Consider the following 15,607-nt stretch of genomic DNA (forward strand, 5'->3'; position numbering starts at 1 on the left):
GATGAACGGACCAACCACACGAGCGTCATGCCACTCGCCTTCTCTCTCGCAACCCCGGTAGGGACAGTAGGGAGCCGTCATGCACATCGAGATCGCGGTCGCAGCGAACGACAGTACGGTCATTCATGACTTGTACTACTGGTTCCGTCAAGACGACGATATTTGGCGTCACGCGGAGATGCGGCTGCGGCCGTCGCAGACGAGCGGCACCATGGGAGCGGCCGAGACCATCGACATGGTCCTCAGCCACGGCTTTGACTTGGCGACTCTAGTACTGAGCTATGCCACATGGCGTGCCGGACGTCCGGCGGCCCCTCCGACAACGATCACCGTTGATGATGTGTCGGTAACGACGCAAAGCTCTTCGGAGGAGGAAGTGCGCCGTATCGTGAGTCTGCTGCGGTCTGCATCGCCCGCGACGTCTACGGACGACGGCAGCGCTGGACAGCAACAGGGACAGTCCGCGTCCGGGGATGCCGGATGAGTCTGCCGGACCCCACCAGATCTCGGGCGGTACTGATCGGAGTGGACAGCTATCGTCACCTCGACGATTTACCCGCGGTGAGTAACAACCTCAAGAGACTTGCCGCGCTGTTGAGGAAACCCGAGGTCTGGGGCCTGCCAAAGGATCACTGCGTTCTGCTTCACAATCCTCCCTCGTCCGAGAGGGTTCTCGACGCGGTCCACGAGGCAGCCTCCGAGGCCCGTGAGGCTTTTGTCGTGTACTTTGCGGGCCACGGACTGCTGTCCCAGAACTTGGAGCTGCAGCTTGCCCTGTCGGGGTCCGAGCCAGGTAGACGGATGTACCGGGGCGTTGCCTACGACGCTCTTCGCTCGGAGGTCCTGGAGTGCCGCGCATGGAGCAAGGTCGTCATTCTGGACTGCTGCAACAGTGGGAACGCACTGGCCGGCATGGGCACCCAAGACACTGTCGCGGATCAGACGGCAGTGGACGGGACGTATGTGATCACCGCGTCCCCCAAGGGAAAACCGGCCATGGCCCCGGTCGGGGAGAAGTTCACGACCTTCACCGGCGAGTTGGTGAAGGCTATCGATGAAGGCGTCCCCGACGCCGACAGCCTGCTGGACATGGAGTCCCTTTTCCGGCATGTCCGCCACGAACTGATCGCAAGAGGGCTGCCAAAGCCGCAGAAGCGTGCGGGAAACGACGGGCATCGGATCACCCTGTTCCGCAACCGCTGGGCCGGTCGCCCACGTCCTGCGGCGGATACGGGACCGAGGGGCGGATCACTGCGAACAGTCCCGCGGTCCGGTGTCACGGCCGGGTCGGGCGCCCTGGCGGGCGTCACCTCCTTCCGTGCTGACGACGGAAGTCTTCGCCGGGAAGATCTACAGCAGGACCGAAAGCCGGAAGCACCTTCCGACACCTCTCAGAGATCCCCGCGCAGGGGATTGGCGGCATGGATCGAAAAGCCGGTGGGCACTGCGGTACTCGGGGGCGGGGTGATTCTTCTTCTCGCAGGCCTTCTCGTGGCCGCGATGCTCATGCCGGGCAAAAGCTATGGAGACCTTCGATACCAAGGGGGCGACAAACCGGAGGGTGACGAGGGCGGATGCTATGGCATCAGCTACGGTGGCGGCACCGGAGAGCAATGCCACAAGGCCACTTGGGCTTGGCAACTGCCCCCCGGCAAGTCGATAAGGGCGACGTTTAGATTCGAATCGCCTAAGTCCGATCGAGACCTCGTGGGGAAGATTCAACTAAAGGACAGTTGCGGGGCTGCCGTAGAGTGGTCTCTTTCCGCTGATTCGACCCGGGTGGCCGCGGACGATCGGACCATTGAGGACACCCCGGTAGAACACTCTGCCCCTTTGCCGGAAAAGACCAAGCAGGTGGTGCTCGCCGCACGACGCGTCGACACCGACTCCTGTACCGCCACACTTGAGTGGAAAGGGGTGTACCTGGATTCGTAACACCGTATCGCCGTCGCCGGACAGGAGGACCGCTGCCTCACCGACACGGGCGGAGCGCTCCACGCCCTCGTCCGGGACGTCCTGGCCGGCAGGCCGATCACCCCCTCCGGGGGCAATCCTGCGCACACGCATTGACCTGACTAGACCACTCCTCTTACGTTCGCCACGCAGCCGTCCAGGCCACAGCGTCGTGTGCCCGTAGGAGGTCATGCCCGTGCGCCCCACCGTCCGGTTCACCGCCCTGTTCACCCTCACCGCGCTCGCCTCCACCTCGCTCGCCGCCTGCGGGAGCGGCTCCGGCAGTGATCCGGACACGGTGAAGGTCTCTTTCAAGCAGTCGACGGACAACTCCATCAAGGTGATGGACACCTACCTCGGCGACATCAAGAAGCAGTTCGAGAAGGCCAACCCGGGGAAGAAGGTCGAGCTGGTGCCGATCAAGGCGCCGGACTCGGAGTACTACACCAAGCTCCAGCAGATGCTCCGCTCCCCCAAGACCGCCCCCGACCTGGTCTACGAGGACACGTTCCTCATCAACTCGGACATCACCAGCGGGTACTTGAAACCGCTCGACGACTACCTGGCCGAGTGGAAGGACTGGGACCAGTTCATCGGCACGGCGAAGGCCGCCGCGAAGGGCGAGGACGGGAAGACGTACGGCGTTCCGGACGGGACGGACACCCGGGGCCTGTGGTTCAGCAAGGAAGTGTTCGCCAAGGCCGGGCTGCCCGCCGACTGGCAGCCGAAGACCTGGGACGAGGTCCTCGACGCCGCCCGCACCATCAAGGAGAAGGTGCCGGGCGTCACGCCGATCAACGTCTACACGGGCAAGCCCGCCGGCGAGGCGGCCACCATGCAGGGCTTCGAGATGCTGCTGTACGGCACGGGCGCGGGGGACGGCGGCTCCGATCCGCTGTACGACAAGGGGAGCAAGAAGTGGATCACGGCGGGGCAGGGGTTCGAGGACTCCCTCTCCTTCGTCGAGACCGTGTACAAGGAGAAGCTCGGTCCCGAGGTCTCCGACGCACTCGACCCCAACTTCGGCACCAAGGTGCGCGGTGAGCTGCTGCCGCAGGGCAAGCTCGGGATCGCGCTCGACGGCTCCTGGCTGCCGCAGGACTGGCTGGAGGGCAGCGGGCACGAGTGGCCCGAGTGGTCGAAAGAGCTGGGTCTCGCCGCCATGCCCACGCAGAACGGGCAGGCTCCCGGCAGGGTGAGCATGTCCGGCGGGTGGACCTGGTCCATCCCGGCCAAGGCGGGCAACCCCGACCTGGCCTTCGACTTCATCAAGACGATGCAGACCAAGGCCAACGCCCAGAAGTGGTACGTCGCCAACTCCGGCATCTCGGTCCGTGCGGACGTCGCGAAGGATCCCGCGTACGTCGACGCCCAGCCCGGCATCAAGTTCTTCACCGACCTCGTCGCCGACACCCACTACCGGCCCGCCTACCCGGCGTACCCGAAGGTGTCCGTCGCCATCCAGGAGGCGATGGAGGGCGTGACGACCGGCGACATGTCGGTCGAGGAGGCGGCGCGCGGTTACGACGAGGCGCTCAAGGAGGCCACCGACAACCAGGTGGTGAGCAAGTGACGGCGGCCCCGCCGGAGCAGGCGGAGCGCGGGGTCCGCAAGGCCCCGGTGTCCCCGGCCGTCTCCGGCGGCCGGTCCGGCGGCGTCCGCCGTTCCCTCTTCCGCGCCCTGCCCCTCTCCCCCGCCGTCGTCCTGCTGCTGCTCTTCCTCGCCGGCCCGATCGTCTACTGCGTGGTCATCGCCTTCACCGACCTCCAGCTCACCGGTCAGGCCCAGGAGTCCTTCGTCGGGTTCGACAACTTCACCCGTGCCTTCAAGGACGAGGCGTTCCTCAACGCCGTATGGCTGACCCTGGTGTTCACCGTGCTGTCCTCGCTGATCGGGCAGAACACCCTGGGGCTCGCCCTGGCCTCGCTGATGCAGCGGGCCTCGAAGCCGGTCCGCACGCTCACCGGTGGCATCGTTGTCACGGCCTGGGTGCTGCCGGAGGTGGTGGCGGGCTTCCTGCTCTACGCCTTCTTCCGGCGCGAGGGCACCCTCAACGCCATCCTGGACTGGCTCCATCTGCCCTCGCAGAACTGGCTGTTCACGCTGCCGATCCTGGCGGTGTCCTTCGCCAACGTGTGGCGGGGCACGGCGTTCTCGATGCTGGTGTACTCGGCCGCGCTGAACGAGATCCCCAAGGAGGTCACCGAGGCCGCCGAGGTCGACGGCGCGAGCGGCTGGCGCCGGATGTGGCACATCACGCTGCCGATGATCCGGCGCTCCATCGGCACCAACCTCATGCTCAACACCCTGCAGACCCTGTCGGTCTTCGGGCTGATCTGGGTGATGACGCGGGGCGGGCCGAGCGGCAAGAGCCAGACGCTGCCGCTGTTCATGTACGAGCAGGCCTTCCAGAACAGCCTGATCGGGTACGGCACGGCGGTGGCGCTGCTGCTGTTGCTGATCGGCTCGCTGTTCTCGGTCGTGTACCTGCGCCTGCTGCGCACGGAGGTCTGACATGGCGTCCACGGTCACGTCCCGTACATCCCGCCGCACCCCCTCCTCCCGGCGCAACCGGCGGCGGGCGGCCGCCGACGCCGGGCTGCTGGTGGTGGCCGCGGCCTTCGTGCTGCCGCTGGCCTGGGTGGTGCTGTCCGCCCTCGACCCGCACGCGAGCCTGCGCGTGAAGGTGCCCGACGGGGTGACGCTGGAGAACTTCGACGCGATCCTCACCCCGGAGATCACCTTCACCCCGCTGCTCAACAGCCTGATCCTGTGCGGCGGCGCGACCCTGCTGACGGTGGTGTGCGCGGCGCTCGCGGCGTATCCGCTCTCCCGTTTCCGGTCCCGGCTGAACCGGCCGTTCCTGCTCGGCATCCTGTTCGCGACCAGCCTCCCCATCACGGCGATCATGGTGCCCGTCTACGCCCTGTTCGTGCGGGTCAACATGATCGACACCATGCAGGGGACGATCTTCTTCTTCGCCGCCTCGCAACTGCCGTTCGCCATCTGGCTCATGAAGAACTTCATGGACGGCGTGCCAAAGGAACTGGAGGAGGCGGCGTGGACGGACGGGGCGTCGTCGTTCCAGTCGCTGCTGCGGATCGTGCTGCCGCTGATGGGGCCCGGGGTGGCGGTGGTGACGGTGTTCTCGTTCGTGATGATGTGGGGGAACTTCTTCGTCCCCTTCATGCTGCTGCTCTCCCCGGACCAGATGCCGGCCTCGGTCAGTATCAACGACTTCTTCGGCAACCGGGGCATGGTGGCGTACGGGCAGCTGGCGGCGTTCTCGATCGTCTACTCGACGCCGGTCGTGCTGCTCTACGTGCTGATCTCCCGGCGGCTGGGCGGCGGCTTCGCGCTGGGCGGGGCGGTGAAGGGGTGAGCGCTCCCCGGTCCGTACGTTCCTACAATCCGTATCGCTGGCCGAACAGCCCGTAGTCAGCACCGCCTCGGCCCCCTACGGTGTGGCGCGTGCGCCGACCCTCACCCGGCCCGAGCCAGTCGGGCCCCCCGTTCAACGCCCTCGCCGCCCGTCGGCTGCGTGCCGCCCTCAACATGGGGCCCGAGCACGTCGCCCACGGCATACGGGTCTCGTACGGCCTGCCGTACGTCGGCCCCGACCTCGTCATCGCCTGGGAGCGGGGGACGGCGTCCCCCGAAGGCCCCGAGCTGACCGCGCTCGCCGGGGTGCTGTGGTGCTCGCCCGGTGAGCTGATCGGCCGGCCGCAGTCCCTGCGCGAGCACCGCGTGGCCCGCGGCCTGGCGCCCGAGGACGTGGCACGTGCGGTCGGGCTCGGGCTCCCGGCCTACCTGCGGATGGAGGATGCGGACGACTGGCGCGGCACCGACCGTCAGTCGGCCCAGCTCGCCGACGTGCTCGGTCTGACGCTGCCCGACTTCGTGACCGTCACCGGGCGCGAGGAGAAGCTGGCCGACCTGCTGACGAGTGCGGTGACCACCCGCTGGCAGGGCTGTGTGCGCCCGATCGCCAAGCTGGCGCCACTGGACCGGCGCGTCCTGGAGAACGTCCTCCAGGTGCTGCACCAGGACTACCAGGGGCGCATGACCGCCACCCTCAGCTGGGGCGGCGGCGCCCCCGACTCGAGTGCCGGGGGCCGGGACTTCCTGGACCGGATCGTGGAGCACTTCTGGTCGGCGGTCGAGAGACACCCGTAGGCACCCGAAGGCACGGCCGGCGGGAGGACGGCCGGGGTCTAGAAGACCGACTCCGCCTCGTCCATCCGGTCCTTCGGGACCGTCTTCAGCTCGGTGACCGCCTCCGCCAGCGGCACCATCACGACCTCCGTGCCGCGCAGCGCCGTCATCCGGCCGAAGTCGCCCCGGTGCGCGGCCTCCACCGCGTGCCAGCCGAAACGGGTGGCGAGCACCCTGTCGTACGCGGTGGGCACGCCGCCGCGCTGGACGTGGCCGAGGATGACCGGCTTGGCCTCCTTGCCGAGCCTGCGCTCCAGTTCGAAGGCGAGCGCGGTGCCGATGCCCTGGAAGCGCTCGTGGCCGAACTTGTCGATGGCGCCCTTGCCGTAGTCCATGGAGCCCTCGGCGGGGTGAGCGCCCTCGGCGACGCAGACGACGGCGAACTTCTTGCCGCGGGCGAAGCGCTCCTCGACCATCTTGACCAGGTCGGCGGGGTCGAAGGGGCGCTCGGGCAGGCAGATGCCGTGGGCGCCGGCCGCCATGCCGGACTCCAGGGCGATCCAGCCGGCGTGCCGGCCCATGACCTCGACGACCATCACGCGCTGGTGGGACTCGGCGGTGGTCTTGAGGCGGTCCATCGCCTCGGTCGCGACGCCGACCGCCGTGTCGAAGCCGAAGGTGCGGTCGGTGGAGGAGATGTCGTTGTCGATGGTCTTCGGCACGCCGACGACGGGGAGGCCGGCGTCGGACAGCATCCGGGCGGCCGTGAGCGTGCCCTCGCCGCCGATCGGGATCAGGGCGTCGATGCCGAAGTTCTGGATCATGTCCGAGGCGTTCTCGCAGGCCTCGCGGAGCCGGTCGCGCTCCAGGCGGGAGGAGCCGAGGATGGTGCCGCCGCGGGCCAGGATGCCGCTGACCGCGTTGAGGTCCAGGGTGCGGTACCGGCCGTCCAGCAGTCCGGCGTAGCCGTCCTCGAAGCCGATGACCTCGTCGCCGTAGTTGTCGACCGCTCGGTGCACGACCGACCGGATCACTGCGTTCAGGCCGGGGCAGTCGCCGCCTGCGGTGAGAACTCCGATACGCATCGTGCTGTGTCTCCTGCTCGCTGTTGACACCGGTGAGCCGATTCAATTGTTTCACGGCCCGGACGGCGGTGGACGCTGACGGGCGCCTTAACCGTCGCCAGAGGTACTGTCAAGAGGGTTCCGCCCACCCGCTCAGCCCGACGAAAAACGCTCACCCCGACGAAACGGAGAGCACGCGTGACGCGCAGCGTGTACGTGACCGGTATCGACCGCGGCGACGGCCGCCAGGTCGTCGAGCTGGGGGTCATGGAGCTCCTGACCCGGCAGGTCGACCGGGTCGGCGTCTTCCGTCCCCTGGTGCACGACGGGCCCGACCGGCTCTTCGAGCTGCTGCGCGCCCGCTACCGGCTCGCGCAGGACCCCGCCACGGTCTACGGCATGGACTACCAGGAGGCCTCCCTCCTCCAGGCCGAACAGGGCGTGGACGAGCTGGTGTCCGCGCTGGTCGACCGCTTCCACCTGGTCGCGCGGGACTACGACGTCGTGCTCGTGCTCGGCACCGACTACGCCGACACCCAGTTCCCGGACGAGCTGTCGCTGAACGCGCGGCTCGCCAACGAGTTCGGCGCCTCGGTCCTCCCCGTCGTCGGCGGCCGCAAGCAGAGCGCCGAGTCCGTGCTCGCGGAGACCCACAACGCCTTCCGCGCCTACGACGGCCTCGGCTGCGACGTGCTGGCCATGGTGACCAACCGGGTGGCGCGCGAGGACCGGGACGAGATCGCCGAGCGGCTGGCGCACCGGCTGCCGGTGCCGTGCTGGGTGGTGCCGGACGAGCCCGCCCTGTCCGCGCCGACGGTCTCCCAGATCGCGCACGCCCTGGGCGCCCGGGTGGTCCTCGGCGACGACTCCGGGCTCGCCCGCGACGCGCTGGACTTCGTCTTCGGCGGGGCCATGCTGCCCAACCTGCTCGGCGCCCTGACCCCGGGCTGCCTGGTCATCACCCCCGGCGACCGCGCCGACCTGGTGATCGGCACGCTGGCCGCGCACAGCGCCGGCACCCCGCCGATAGCCGGCGTCCTGCTGACCCTGAACGAGGTGCCGGGGGAGGGCATCCTCACCCTCGCCGCCCGGCTGGCCCCCGGCACGCCGGTGCTGTCGGTGACCGGCAACAGCTTCCCCACCGCCGAGCGGCTGTTCTCCCTGGAGGGCAAGCTGAGCGCGGCCTCCCCGCGCAAGGCGGAGACCGCCCTCGGCCTCTTCGAGCGGTATGTGGACACCGCCGAGCTGAACCGGCGGGTCTCCGCCCCGAGCAGCGACCGCGTCACGCCGATGATGTTCGAGCACAAGCTGCTCGAACAGGCCCGCTCCGACCTGCGCCGGGTCGTCCTGCCGGAGGGCACCGAGGAGCGGGTGCTGCACGCGGCGGAGGTGCTGCTGCGCCGGGGCGTGTGCGAGCTGACGCTGCTCGGCCCGGTCGAGCAGATCCGCAAGAAGGCCGCCGACCTCGGCATCGACCTCGGCGGCGCCCAGCTGATCGACCCGGCCGCCAGCGAGTTGCGCGACTCCTTCGCCGAGAAGTACGCCGCCCTGCGCGCCCACAAGGGCGTGACCGTGGAGCTGGCCTACGACGTGGTCTCCGACGTGAACTACTTCGGGACGCTGATGGTGCAGGAAGGGTTCGCCGACGGCATGGTGTCGGGGTCCGTGCACTCGACGGCGGCGACCATCCGCCCGGCCTTCGAGATCATCAAGACCAAGCCGGACGCCGCCATCGTGTCCTCCGTCTTCTTCATGTGCCTGGCCGACAAGGTGCTGGTCTACGGCGACTGCGCGGTCAATCCGGACCCGGACGCGGAACAGCTCGCGGACATCGCCGCCCAGTCCGCGTCGACGGCGGCGCAGTTCGGCGTGGAGCCCCGGATCGCGATGCTGTCGTACTCGACGGGCACGTCCGGTTCCGGCGCGGACGTCGACAAGGTGCGCGAGGCCACCGAGCTGGTCCGCTCGCGCCGCCCGGACCTCAGCATCGAGGGCCCGATCCAGTACGACGCCGCGGTCGAGCCGTCGGTGGCCGCGACCAAGCTGCCCGGCTCGGCGGTCGCCGGGCAGGCCAGCGTGCTGATCTTCCCCGACCTGAACACCGGCAACAACACCTACAAGGCGGTGCAGCGCTCGGCCGGCGCCATCGCGGTCGGCCCGGTCCTCCAGGGCCTGCGCAAGCCGGTCAACGACCTGTCCCGGGGCGCGCTCGTGCAGGACATCGTCAACACCGTCGCCATCACGGCGATCCAGGCCCAGCAGTCCCCCAGTGAGAAGGCGTCCGACCAGTGACCGGCACCCGTGTCCTCGTTCTCAACTCCGGCTCGTCGTCGGTGAAGTACCAGCTGATCGACATGCGCGGCGGCGAGCGCCTCGCCGTGGGCCTCGTCGAGCGGATCGGCGAGGAGACCTCGCGGCTGAAGCACACGCCGGCCGCCGGCGGCGGCCGTGAGTGGAGCGGGGCCGTCCCGGACCACGAGGCGGCGCTGAAGGCCGTGGCGGCCGAGCTGGCCAAGGACGGCCTCGGCCTGGACTCGCCGGAGCTGGCCGCGATCGGACACCGGGTGGTGCACGGCGGACTGAAGTTCACCGAGCCGACCGTCGTGGACGACGCCGTGCTCGCCGAGATCGAGCGGCTGGTGCCGGTCGCCCCGCTGCACAACCCGGCCAACCTCACCGGCATCCGGACCGCGCAGGCGCTGCGCCCCGACCTGCCGCAGGTCGCCGTCTTCGACACGGCCTTCCACACGACGATGCCGGAGTCCGCGGCCCGCTACGCGATCGACGTCGAGACCGCCGACGCGCACCGCATCAGGCGCTACGGCTTCCACGGCACCTCGCACGCGTACGTCTCCCGCGAGACCGCGCGGCTGCTGGGCAAGGCACCCGAGGACGTGAACGTCATCGTGCTGCACCTGGGCAACGGGGCGTCCGCCTCGGCGGTGCGGGGCGGGCGGTGCGTGGACACCTCCATGGGACTGACGCCTTTGGAGGGGCTCGTGATGGGTACGCGCTCGGGAGACATGGACCCGGCCGTCATCTTCCATTTGATGCGTGTTGGGGGAATGTCCGCCGACGAGATCGACACTCTCCTCAACAAGAGGAGCGGTCTGATCGGACTGTGCGGCGACAACGACATGCGGGAGATCCGCCGCCGTGTCGACGCCGGCGACGAACGGGCGCGGCTGGCCTTCGACATCTACATTCACCGGCTCAAGAAGTACATCGGCGCCTATTACGCCGTTCTCGGACGCGTGGACGCCGTGGCGTTCACGGCCGGGGTCGGGGAGAACTCGGCGCCGGTGCGGGAGGCGGCCGTGGCGGGCCTGGAGGGGCTGGGTTTGGCGGTCGACGGCGGGCTGAACGCCGTACGCGGCGACGAGGCCCGGCTGATCTCGCCCGCGGGGGCGCGGGTGGCGGTGGCGGTGGTACCGACGGACGAGGAAATGGAGATCGCGACACAGACCTACGCGCTGGTAAATGAATCGGGGAATCCCCATCTCACCTGAGCGGCATCCCGCCCTTTTGTATTTTCCGCCAGACGGAATATTCCGCGCCGAAACAAACCGATAGGATGGCACCCATGCGCCGTTCGAAAATCGTCTGTACCCTCGGCCCCGCGGTCGACTCCCACGAGCAGCTCGTCACGCTGATCGAAGCCGGCATGAACGTGGCCCGCTTCAACTTCAGCCACGGCACCCACGCCGAGCACCAGGGTCGTTACGACCGGGTGCGGGCCGCCGCCAAGGAGACGGGCCGGGCCATCGGTGTCCTCGCCGACCTCCAGGGCCCGAAGATCCGCCTGGAGACCTTCGCGGAGGGCCCCGTCGAGCTGGTGCGCGGTGACGAGTTCACCATCACCACCGACGACGTCCCCGGCGACCGGACGATCTGCGGCACGACGTACAAGGGCCTGCCCGGTGACGTCACCAAGGGCGACCAGGTGCTCATCAACGACGGCAACGTCGAGCTGAAGGTCACCGAGGTCGAGGGCCCCCGGGTGAAGACGATCGTCATCGAGGGCGGCGTCATCTCCGACCACAAGGGCATCAACCTGCCCGGCACGGCGGTCAACGTCCCCGCGCTGAGCGAGAAGGACGTCGAGGACCTCCGCTTCGCGCTGCGCATGGGCTGCGACATGGTCGCCCTCTCCTTCGTCCGGGACGCCAAGGACGTCGCCGACGTGCACCGCGTCATGGACGAGGAGGGCCGCCGCGTCCCCGTGATCGCCAAGGTGGAGAAGCCCCAGGCGGTCGAGAACATGGAGGACGTCGTGATGGCGTTCGACGGCGTGATGGTCGCCCGTGGCGACCTGGCCGTCGAGTACCCGCTCGAGAAGGTCCCCATGGTGCAGAAGCGCCTCATCGAGCTGTGCCGGCGCAACGCCAAGCCGGTGATCGTGGCGACCCAGATGATGGAGTCGATGATCACCAACTCCCGTCCGACCCGCGCCGAGGCCTCCGACGTGGCCAACGCGATCCTGGACGGCGCCGACGCGGTCATGCTGTCCGCCGAGTCGAGCGTGGGCGCGTACCCGATCGAGACCGTCAAGACGATGTCGAAGATCGTCACCGCCGCCGAGCAGGAGCTGCTCTCCAAGGGCCTCCAGCCGCTGGTGCCGGGCAAGAAGCCGCGTACGCAGGGCGGTTCGGTGGCCCGGGCCGCCGCCGAGATCGCCGACTTCCTCGGCGGCAAGGGCCTGGTGGCCTTCACCCAGTCCGGTGACACCGCCCGCCGGCTCTCGCGCTACCGCGCCTGCCAGCCGATCCTCGCCTTCACCACCGACGAGTCCACCCGCAACCAGCTGGCGCTCAGCTGGGGCGTGGAGCCGCACGTGGTGCCGTTCGTGAACACCACCGACGAGATGGTCGACCTGGTGGACCAGGAGACGGCCCGCCTGGGCCGGTTCAACGACGGCGACGTCGTCGTGATCACCGCCGGTTCGCCCCCCGGCGTGCCCGGCACCACCAACATGGTCCGGGTCCTGCACCTGGGCGAGACGCGGCGCGGCTGACCGCCCCCTCACCCGTCGTACGCGCCGAGGGCGCCCCCTGCGACAGGGGGCGCCCTCGGGCGTGGTGCGGGCGTGCTCAGTCGGTCGTGTACTGGTGCAGCCCCGGGACGTGCAGCGTGCCGCCGAACTGGCCGGCCTGGACGACCGTCACCTTGGTGAAGTAGATCAGCGGGATGTCCAGCGGCGGCGGGTTCTCCGGGTCGAAGGTGATCGGGATCAGCCCGAGCAGGTTGCCCGAGATGCTCTCGGTGTACATCACCGTCTCGCCGTCGCGGATCGTGGACGTGGAGCCCTTGGCCGCCTGCACGTGGTAGGTCTTGCCGGCCTGCTCGTCCTTCACCGTCTGGTGGAGGTCGCCGATGTCGGTGCCGTTGGAGATGACGTACTTCAGCACCTTCTTGGTGGTGCCGTTGGCCGTCCTCACCTCGACGACGCCCTTGTAGGAGGCGCCCTTCAGCAGCAGCGAGCTGGCGTTGAGGTACCACGGGTCGTCGGGCAGCGGCGCCTTGTTGTCGACTCCGCCCTCCTCGTCGGTGGCGACCGGGCAGTCCTCGGCGTCCTTGCCGGCCTCGTCGGCGCTCTCGGAGGCGCTGGGGTCGGGCGTGGCGGTCGCGTCCTCCTTGGCCTTCTCCGCGTCCTCCTTGGCCTTCTCCGCGTCCTCCTTGGCCTTGTCCGCCGCCTTCTTGGCCGCCTCGGCCGCCTTGTCCACCGTGTCCGCGGTGTCCTCGGCCGCCTTCGACGCCGTGTCGGTCACACCCTCGACGGCGTCCTTCGCGGTGTCGGTGACCGTGTCGGTCGTGTCCTTCAGCGCGTCGGACGCGTCGCCCGCGCCCTGGGACGCCGACGGGGTCGGCGTGGGGCTCGGGCTCTCCTCGGCCTTCTTGCCGCCGGTGAAGATGCCCTCGATGGCGTCGCCGAGGCCGTCCAGCAGCCCGCCCTTGTCCTCCGACTCGGAGGGGGACGGCTCGGTGCCGTCCGAACCGGACGCCTCCTGGCTCTGCGCCGCGGAGGGGCTCGGGGCGGGGGCGTCCTGCTCGTCCTTGGCGCCCTTGTCGTCGGAACCTGAATCCGGCGAAGAGGAGTCGTCCTTGTCCGAACCGGCGTCCGTGCCCCGGTCCCCGGTGGAGGCCGCGGGGTCGGGCTCCTTCGTGTCGTCCTTGCCGTCGTCGGCCCCGTCGGTCGCCGAGGGCGAGGGGGTGGGCGAGGCCGACGGGTCCTTCTCGGCGTCCTCCAGGGCCGCCACGCAGTCCTTGTACTCGTCGGCCGTCAGGCTGTTGGAGGGCGGCGCCGCGTCGTTGCCGTCGGCGAGGGCGAGCGTCGGCGTGAACCCCATCCCCATGAGGACGGCCGTGGGCATCGCCGCGATGGCTATCGCCTTGCCGGCCGGCATGTGAAACCTGGTGAACAACGGCTTCTTGGGTGCCGCGTGGCGCGGCCCGGTTCTCACACGGGACGACTCCACGTCAGTCCCGCGGGTCACCTCGTCAGCCGGCACTGTGCCTCCCGTTCGCCCCGTTGGCCGGGCTCGTTCCTGACAGATCGTGCGCCCCCGGTGCCCTGAAGGCCTGGGAGGGCTCCCCGTCGTCCATCCCGCCCCGCGGCCCCGGCACCGCGGGGCCGGACGCCTGGGTTCCGGGCCCCGGGAAGCCGGGGAACGCGGTGTCGTCGGCCGCGGTACCCGGGACCGCGCCCTCGGGGGCGCCGTCCGTGCCCTTGCCCTCCAGCGGCGGCTCGGCCTGGGGCGGTTCGCCCGGCACCCACGACACGGCCATCGCTCCGCCGACCAGCGCGAGCAGGAAGCCGATGAGGAAGCCGCCGAGGTTGGACACGGGGATGGAGACCAGCGCCAGCAGAATCGCCGCCACACCCGCGAAGACGCGGATGTGCTTCTGGAACCACAGGCTGACGCCCAGGACGACCAGCAGCACACCGATGATCAGGGACCCGGAGCCCGCGGTGGTGGCCATCGCGAGGGTCAGGTGACCGATCTGGAGGTTGGCGTACGGGAAGTAGGCGATGGGGAGTCCGCCGAGCGCGATGAACAGGCCGGCCCAGAACGGCCGCCCGCCTCGCCAGGCACGGAACTGCAGCCTACGGCGGGTGAACTGGCCGGCTGCTGCAGGAGTCTCGGCGCTCATGGAAAACAGCTCCCTGGTACGGCTTTGCTGTGGTGGAGATGTGGGCCGCACGTGAAGGCACGGCCGGAGAGTGGACGGGCGGGGGCGCCACCGGCTCCCCCGCCCGTCAGCGAGTGCTTAGTAGCACTCCTTGACACCCTTGGACAGCGACATCTTCAGACCGCTGAGCTTGAAGGTTCCGGCGGTGGTCGCCCACGCCGTCTGCTTCACGTTCTTCAGCGTGGCCGAGTCGGCCTGCTGCGCGAACCCGTACGGGTTCGCCGTGTCGCCCTTCTTGATGCCGGGACCCTTGCTGGCGTCCTTGGCCGCCACACCGATGTCGATGCCGCGGAACGTGGCATCGGCCGAGAGGTCCTCGACGTCGATGTACAGGTTCTCGGCCTCGACCGGCTTCTCACCGCCGCCCGCCTTCAGCATGAGGCTGACCGAGCCGATGAGCGGGATGTCCGGGGTGACCACGGACTGGCACATGTTCCTGATCGACGCGGACTTGAACGCCGAGACGGCGACGGGGTGAGCCGTCTTCTCGCCCTTCAGCGTGTAGCCCGAATCGATCGCCCCGTACTGGGAGAAGCCCGTGCCGTCGAGCTGGTCCGCCGTCACCTTGAACGACTGGCCGGAAACGCTGAACGACGCCGCGAGAGCGCCCTGCGCGAGGGCGACACCTATCGCAGCCGTGGCGGCAACGCTGGGCACCATGACCACAGCGAACCGCTTCCATCTGGTCCCGCCACGCACCTGGGACTCCATATTTCCTCCTTCTCGGACGTACATCTCCTGGCCTCGGCCGGCCGCCGGTTCGGCGGCGCGGTCTGGCAGGGATGGGAGAAGTGCTACGTCCTCGGGAAGGAGAGCGCCCGCACTCGGCGGCACGTACAACGCGCCCGAATAACCGGCGATCACCCCCGAGCGACAACCACTGGTCGCGCCTGACACGCATCACGCACAACCCTGCTGGACAGGCTTCGCCGGATGAGCGAAGACCCCCCTGCCCAAGGGCCGGCGTCACTGTCGCCGACCCTGCTCGGTGGGGACCCAGGAACCCCCGCCACCCGACCGGCTGTCGGGGTACGGGAATGGACCGAGCGTCGCCGATCGTGGTGCATTCTCGCCGTCGACACAAGGGGGTTCGTTACTGGCTAGTAGCGGCCGGGTAACGGCGGGACGACACACCGGTCCCGAACGGCGACGCTGGGTGTGCCATGAGGGCAGAACAAAACTGTTGATCGATGGACAGAGTCCGACAGATCGACGCTGCTGACTTACTGGCAGTAACAGCGGTC

Annotated in this window: 13 protein-coding genes; 9 read left to right on the forward strand and 4 right to left on the reverse strand. The window is 69.1% G+C overall.

Annotation, left to right across the window (positions count from 1 at the left end):
- Positions 1-79 precede the first annotated feature (79 nt).
- The 6 genes from ACZ56V_RS00060 to ACZ56V_RS00085 all read left to right on the forward strand — a co-directional run bounded on the left by ACZ56V_RS00060 (position 80) and on the right by ACZ56V_RS00085 (position 6,129).
- Positions 80-484 (forward strand): effector-associated constant component EACC1, encoded by a 405-nt coding sequence (locus ACZ56V_RS00060; RefSeq protein ID WP_399942993.1) that lies wholly within the window; start codon positions 80-82, stop codon positions 482-484.
- On the forward strand, positions 481-1,935 hold the full coding sequence (locus tag ACZ56V_RS00065; RefSeq protein WP_468938007.1) for a caspase family protein: 1,455 nt from the start codon (positions 481-483) through the stop codon (positions 1,933-1,935). The genes ACZ56V_RS00060 and ACZ56V_RS00065 overlap by 4 nt, the downstream gene beginning before the upstream one ends.
- 208 nt (positions 1,936-2,143) lie before the next feature.
- Positions 2,144-3,526 (forward strand): extracellular solute-binding protein, encoded by a 1,383-nt coding sequence (locus ACZ56V_RS00070; protein ID WP_468938010.1) that lies wholly within the window; start codon positions 2,144-2,146, stop codon positions 3,524-3,526.
- Complete coding sequence (locus ACZ56V_RS00075) at positions 3,523-4,467, forward strand: carbohydrate ABC transporter permease (protein WP_398917024.1); 945 nt, start codon at positions 3,523-3,525, stop codon at positions 4,465-4,467. Before ACZ56V_RS00070 ends, ACZ56V_RS00075 begins: the two co-directional genes overlap by 4 nt.
- A gap of 1 nt (position 4,468) precedes the next feature.
- Complete coding sequence (locus ACZ56V_RS00080; RefSeq protein WP_467381557.1) at positions 4,469-5,335, forward strand: carbohydrate ABC transporter permease; 867 nt, start codon at positions 4,469-4,471, stop codon at positions 5,333-5,335.
- Positions 5,336-5,415: 80 nt separating this feature from the next.
- Positions 5,416-6,129: a helix-turn-helix domain-containing protein gene (locus ACZ56V_RS00085; RefSeq protein WP_468938015.1), complete on the forward strand. Its 714-nt coding sequence runs from the start codon at positions 5,416-5,418 to the stop codon at positions 6,127-6,129.
- Positions 6,130-6,167: 38 nt separating this feature from the next.
- Here the strand turns inward: ACZ56V_RS00085 and ACZ56V_RS00090 are convergent, their stop codons facing one another.
- Positions 6,168-7,193 (reverse strand): ATP-dependent 6-phosphofructokinase, encoded by a 1,026-nt coding sequence (locus ACZ56V_RS00090; protein ID WP_398917030.1) that lies wholly within the window; start codon positions 7,191-7,193, stop codon positions 6,168-6,170.
- A gap of 177 nt (positions 7,194-7,370) precedes the next feature.
- On the opposite strand from ACZ56V_RS00090, the gene pta reads away from it, so the two are divergent.
- The 3 genes from pta to pyk all read left to right on the forward strand — a co-directional run bounded on the left by pta (position 7,371) and on the right by pyk (position 12,186).
- Positions 7,371-9,464, forward strand: coding sequence for a phosphate acetyltransferase (pta, locus tag ACZ56V_RS00095; RefSeq protein WP_467381559.1), 2,094 nt, complete (start codon positions 7,371-7,373; stop codon positions 9,462-9,464).
- Complete coding sequence (locus ACZ56V_RS00100) at positions 9,461-10,681, forward strand: acetate kinase (RefSeq protein WP_398917033.1); 1,221 nt, start codon at positions 9,461-9,463, stop codon at positions 10,679-10,681. Before pta ends, ACZ56V_RS00100 begins: the two co-directional genes overlap by 4 nt.
- 74 nt (positions 10,682-10,755) lie before the next feature.
- Positions 10,756-12,186, forward strand: a complete 1,431-nt coding sequence (pyk, locus tag ACZ56V_RS00105; RefSeq protein ID WP_356360602.1) for a pyruvate kinase — start codon at positions 10,756-10,758, stop codon at positions 12,184-12,186.
- A gap of 76 nt (positions 12,187-12,262) precedes the next feature.
- Here the strand turns inward: pyk and ACZ56V_RS00110 are convergent, their stop codons facing one another.
- From ACZ56V_RS00110 to ACZ56V_RS00120, 3 genes are all read right to left on the reverse strand, one after another.
- Positions 12,263-13,681, reverse strand: coding sequence for a hypothetical protein (locus tag ACZ56V_RS00110; RefSeq protein ID WP_468938019.1), 1,419 nt, complete (start codon positions 13,679-13,681; stop codon positions 12,263-12,265).
- Positions 13,671-14,324 carry a DUF6114 domain-containing protein gene (locus ACZ56V_RS00115; protein WP_467381563.1) on the reverse strand — a complete coding sequence of 218 codons (654 nt, stop codon included), beginning with the start codon at positions 14,322-14,324 and terminating at the stop codon, positions 13,671-13,673. The genes ACZ56V_RS00110 and ACZ56V_RS00115 overlap by 11 nt, the downstream gene beginning before the upstream one ends.
- Positions 14,325-14,441: 117 nt before the next feature.
- Positions 14,442-15,074, reverse strand: coding sequence for a DUF6230 family protein (locus ACZ56V_RS00120; protein ID WP_398917039.1), 633 nt, complete (start codon positions 15,072-15,074; stop codon positions 14,442-14,444).
- Positions 15,075-15,607 lie beyond the last annotated feature (533 nt).

This window comes from Streptomyces sp. NPDC034099 (assembly GCF_055575415.1).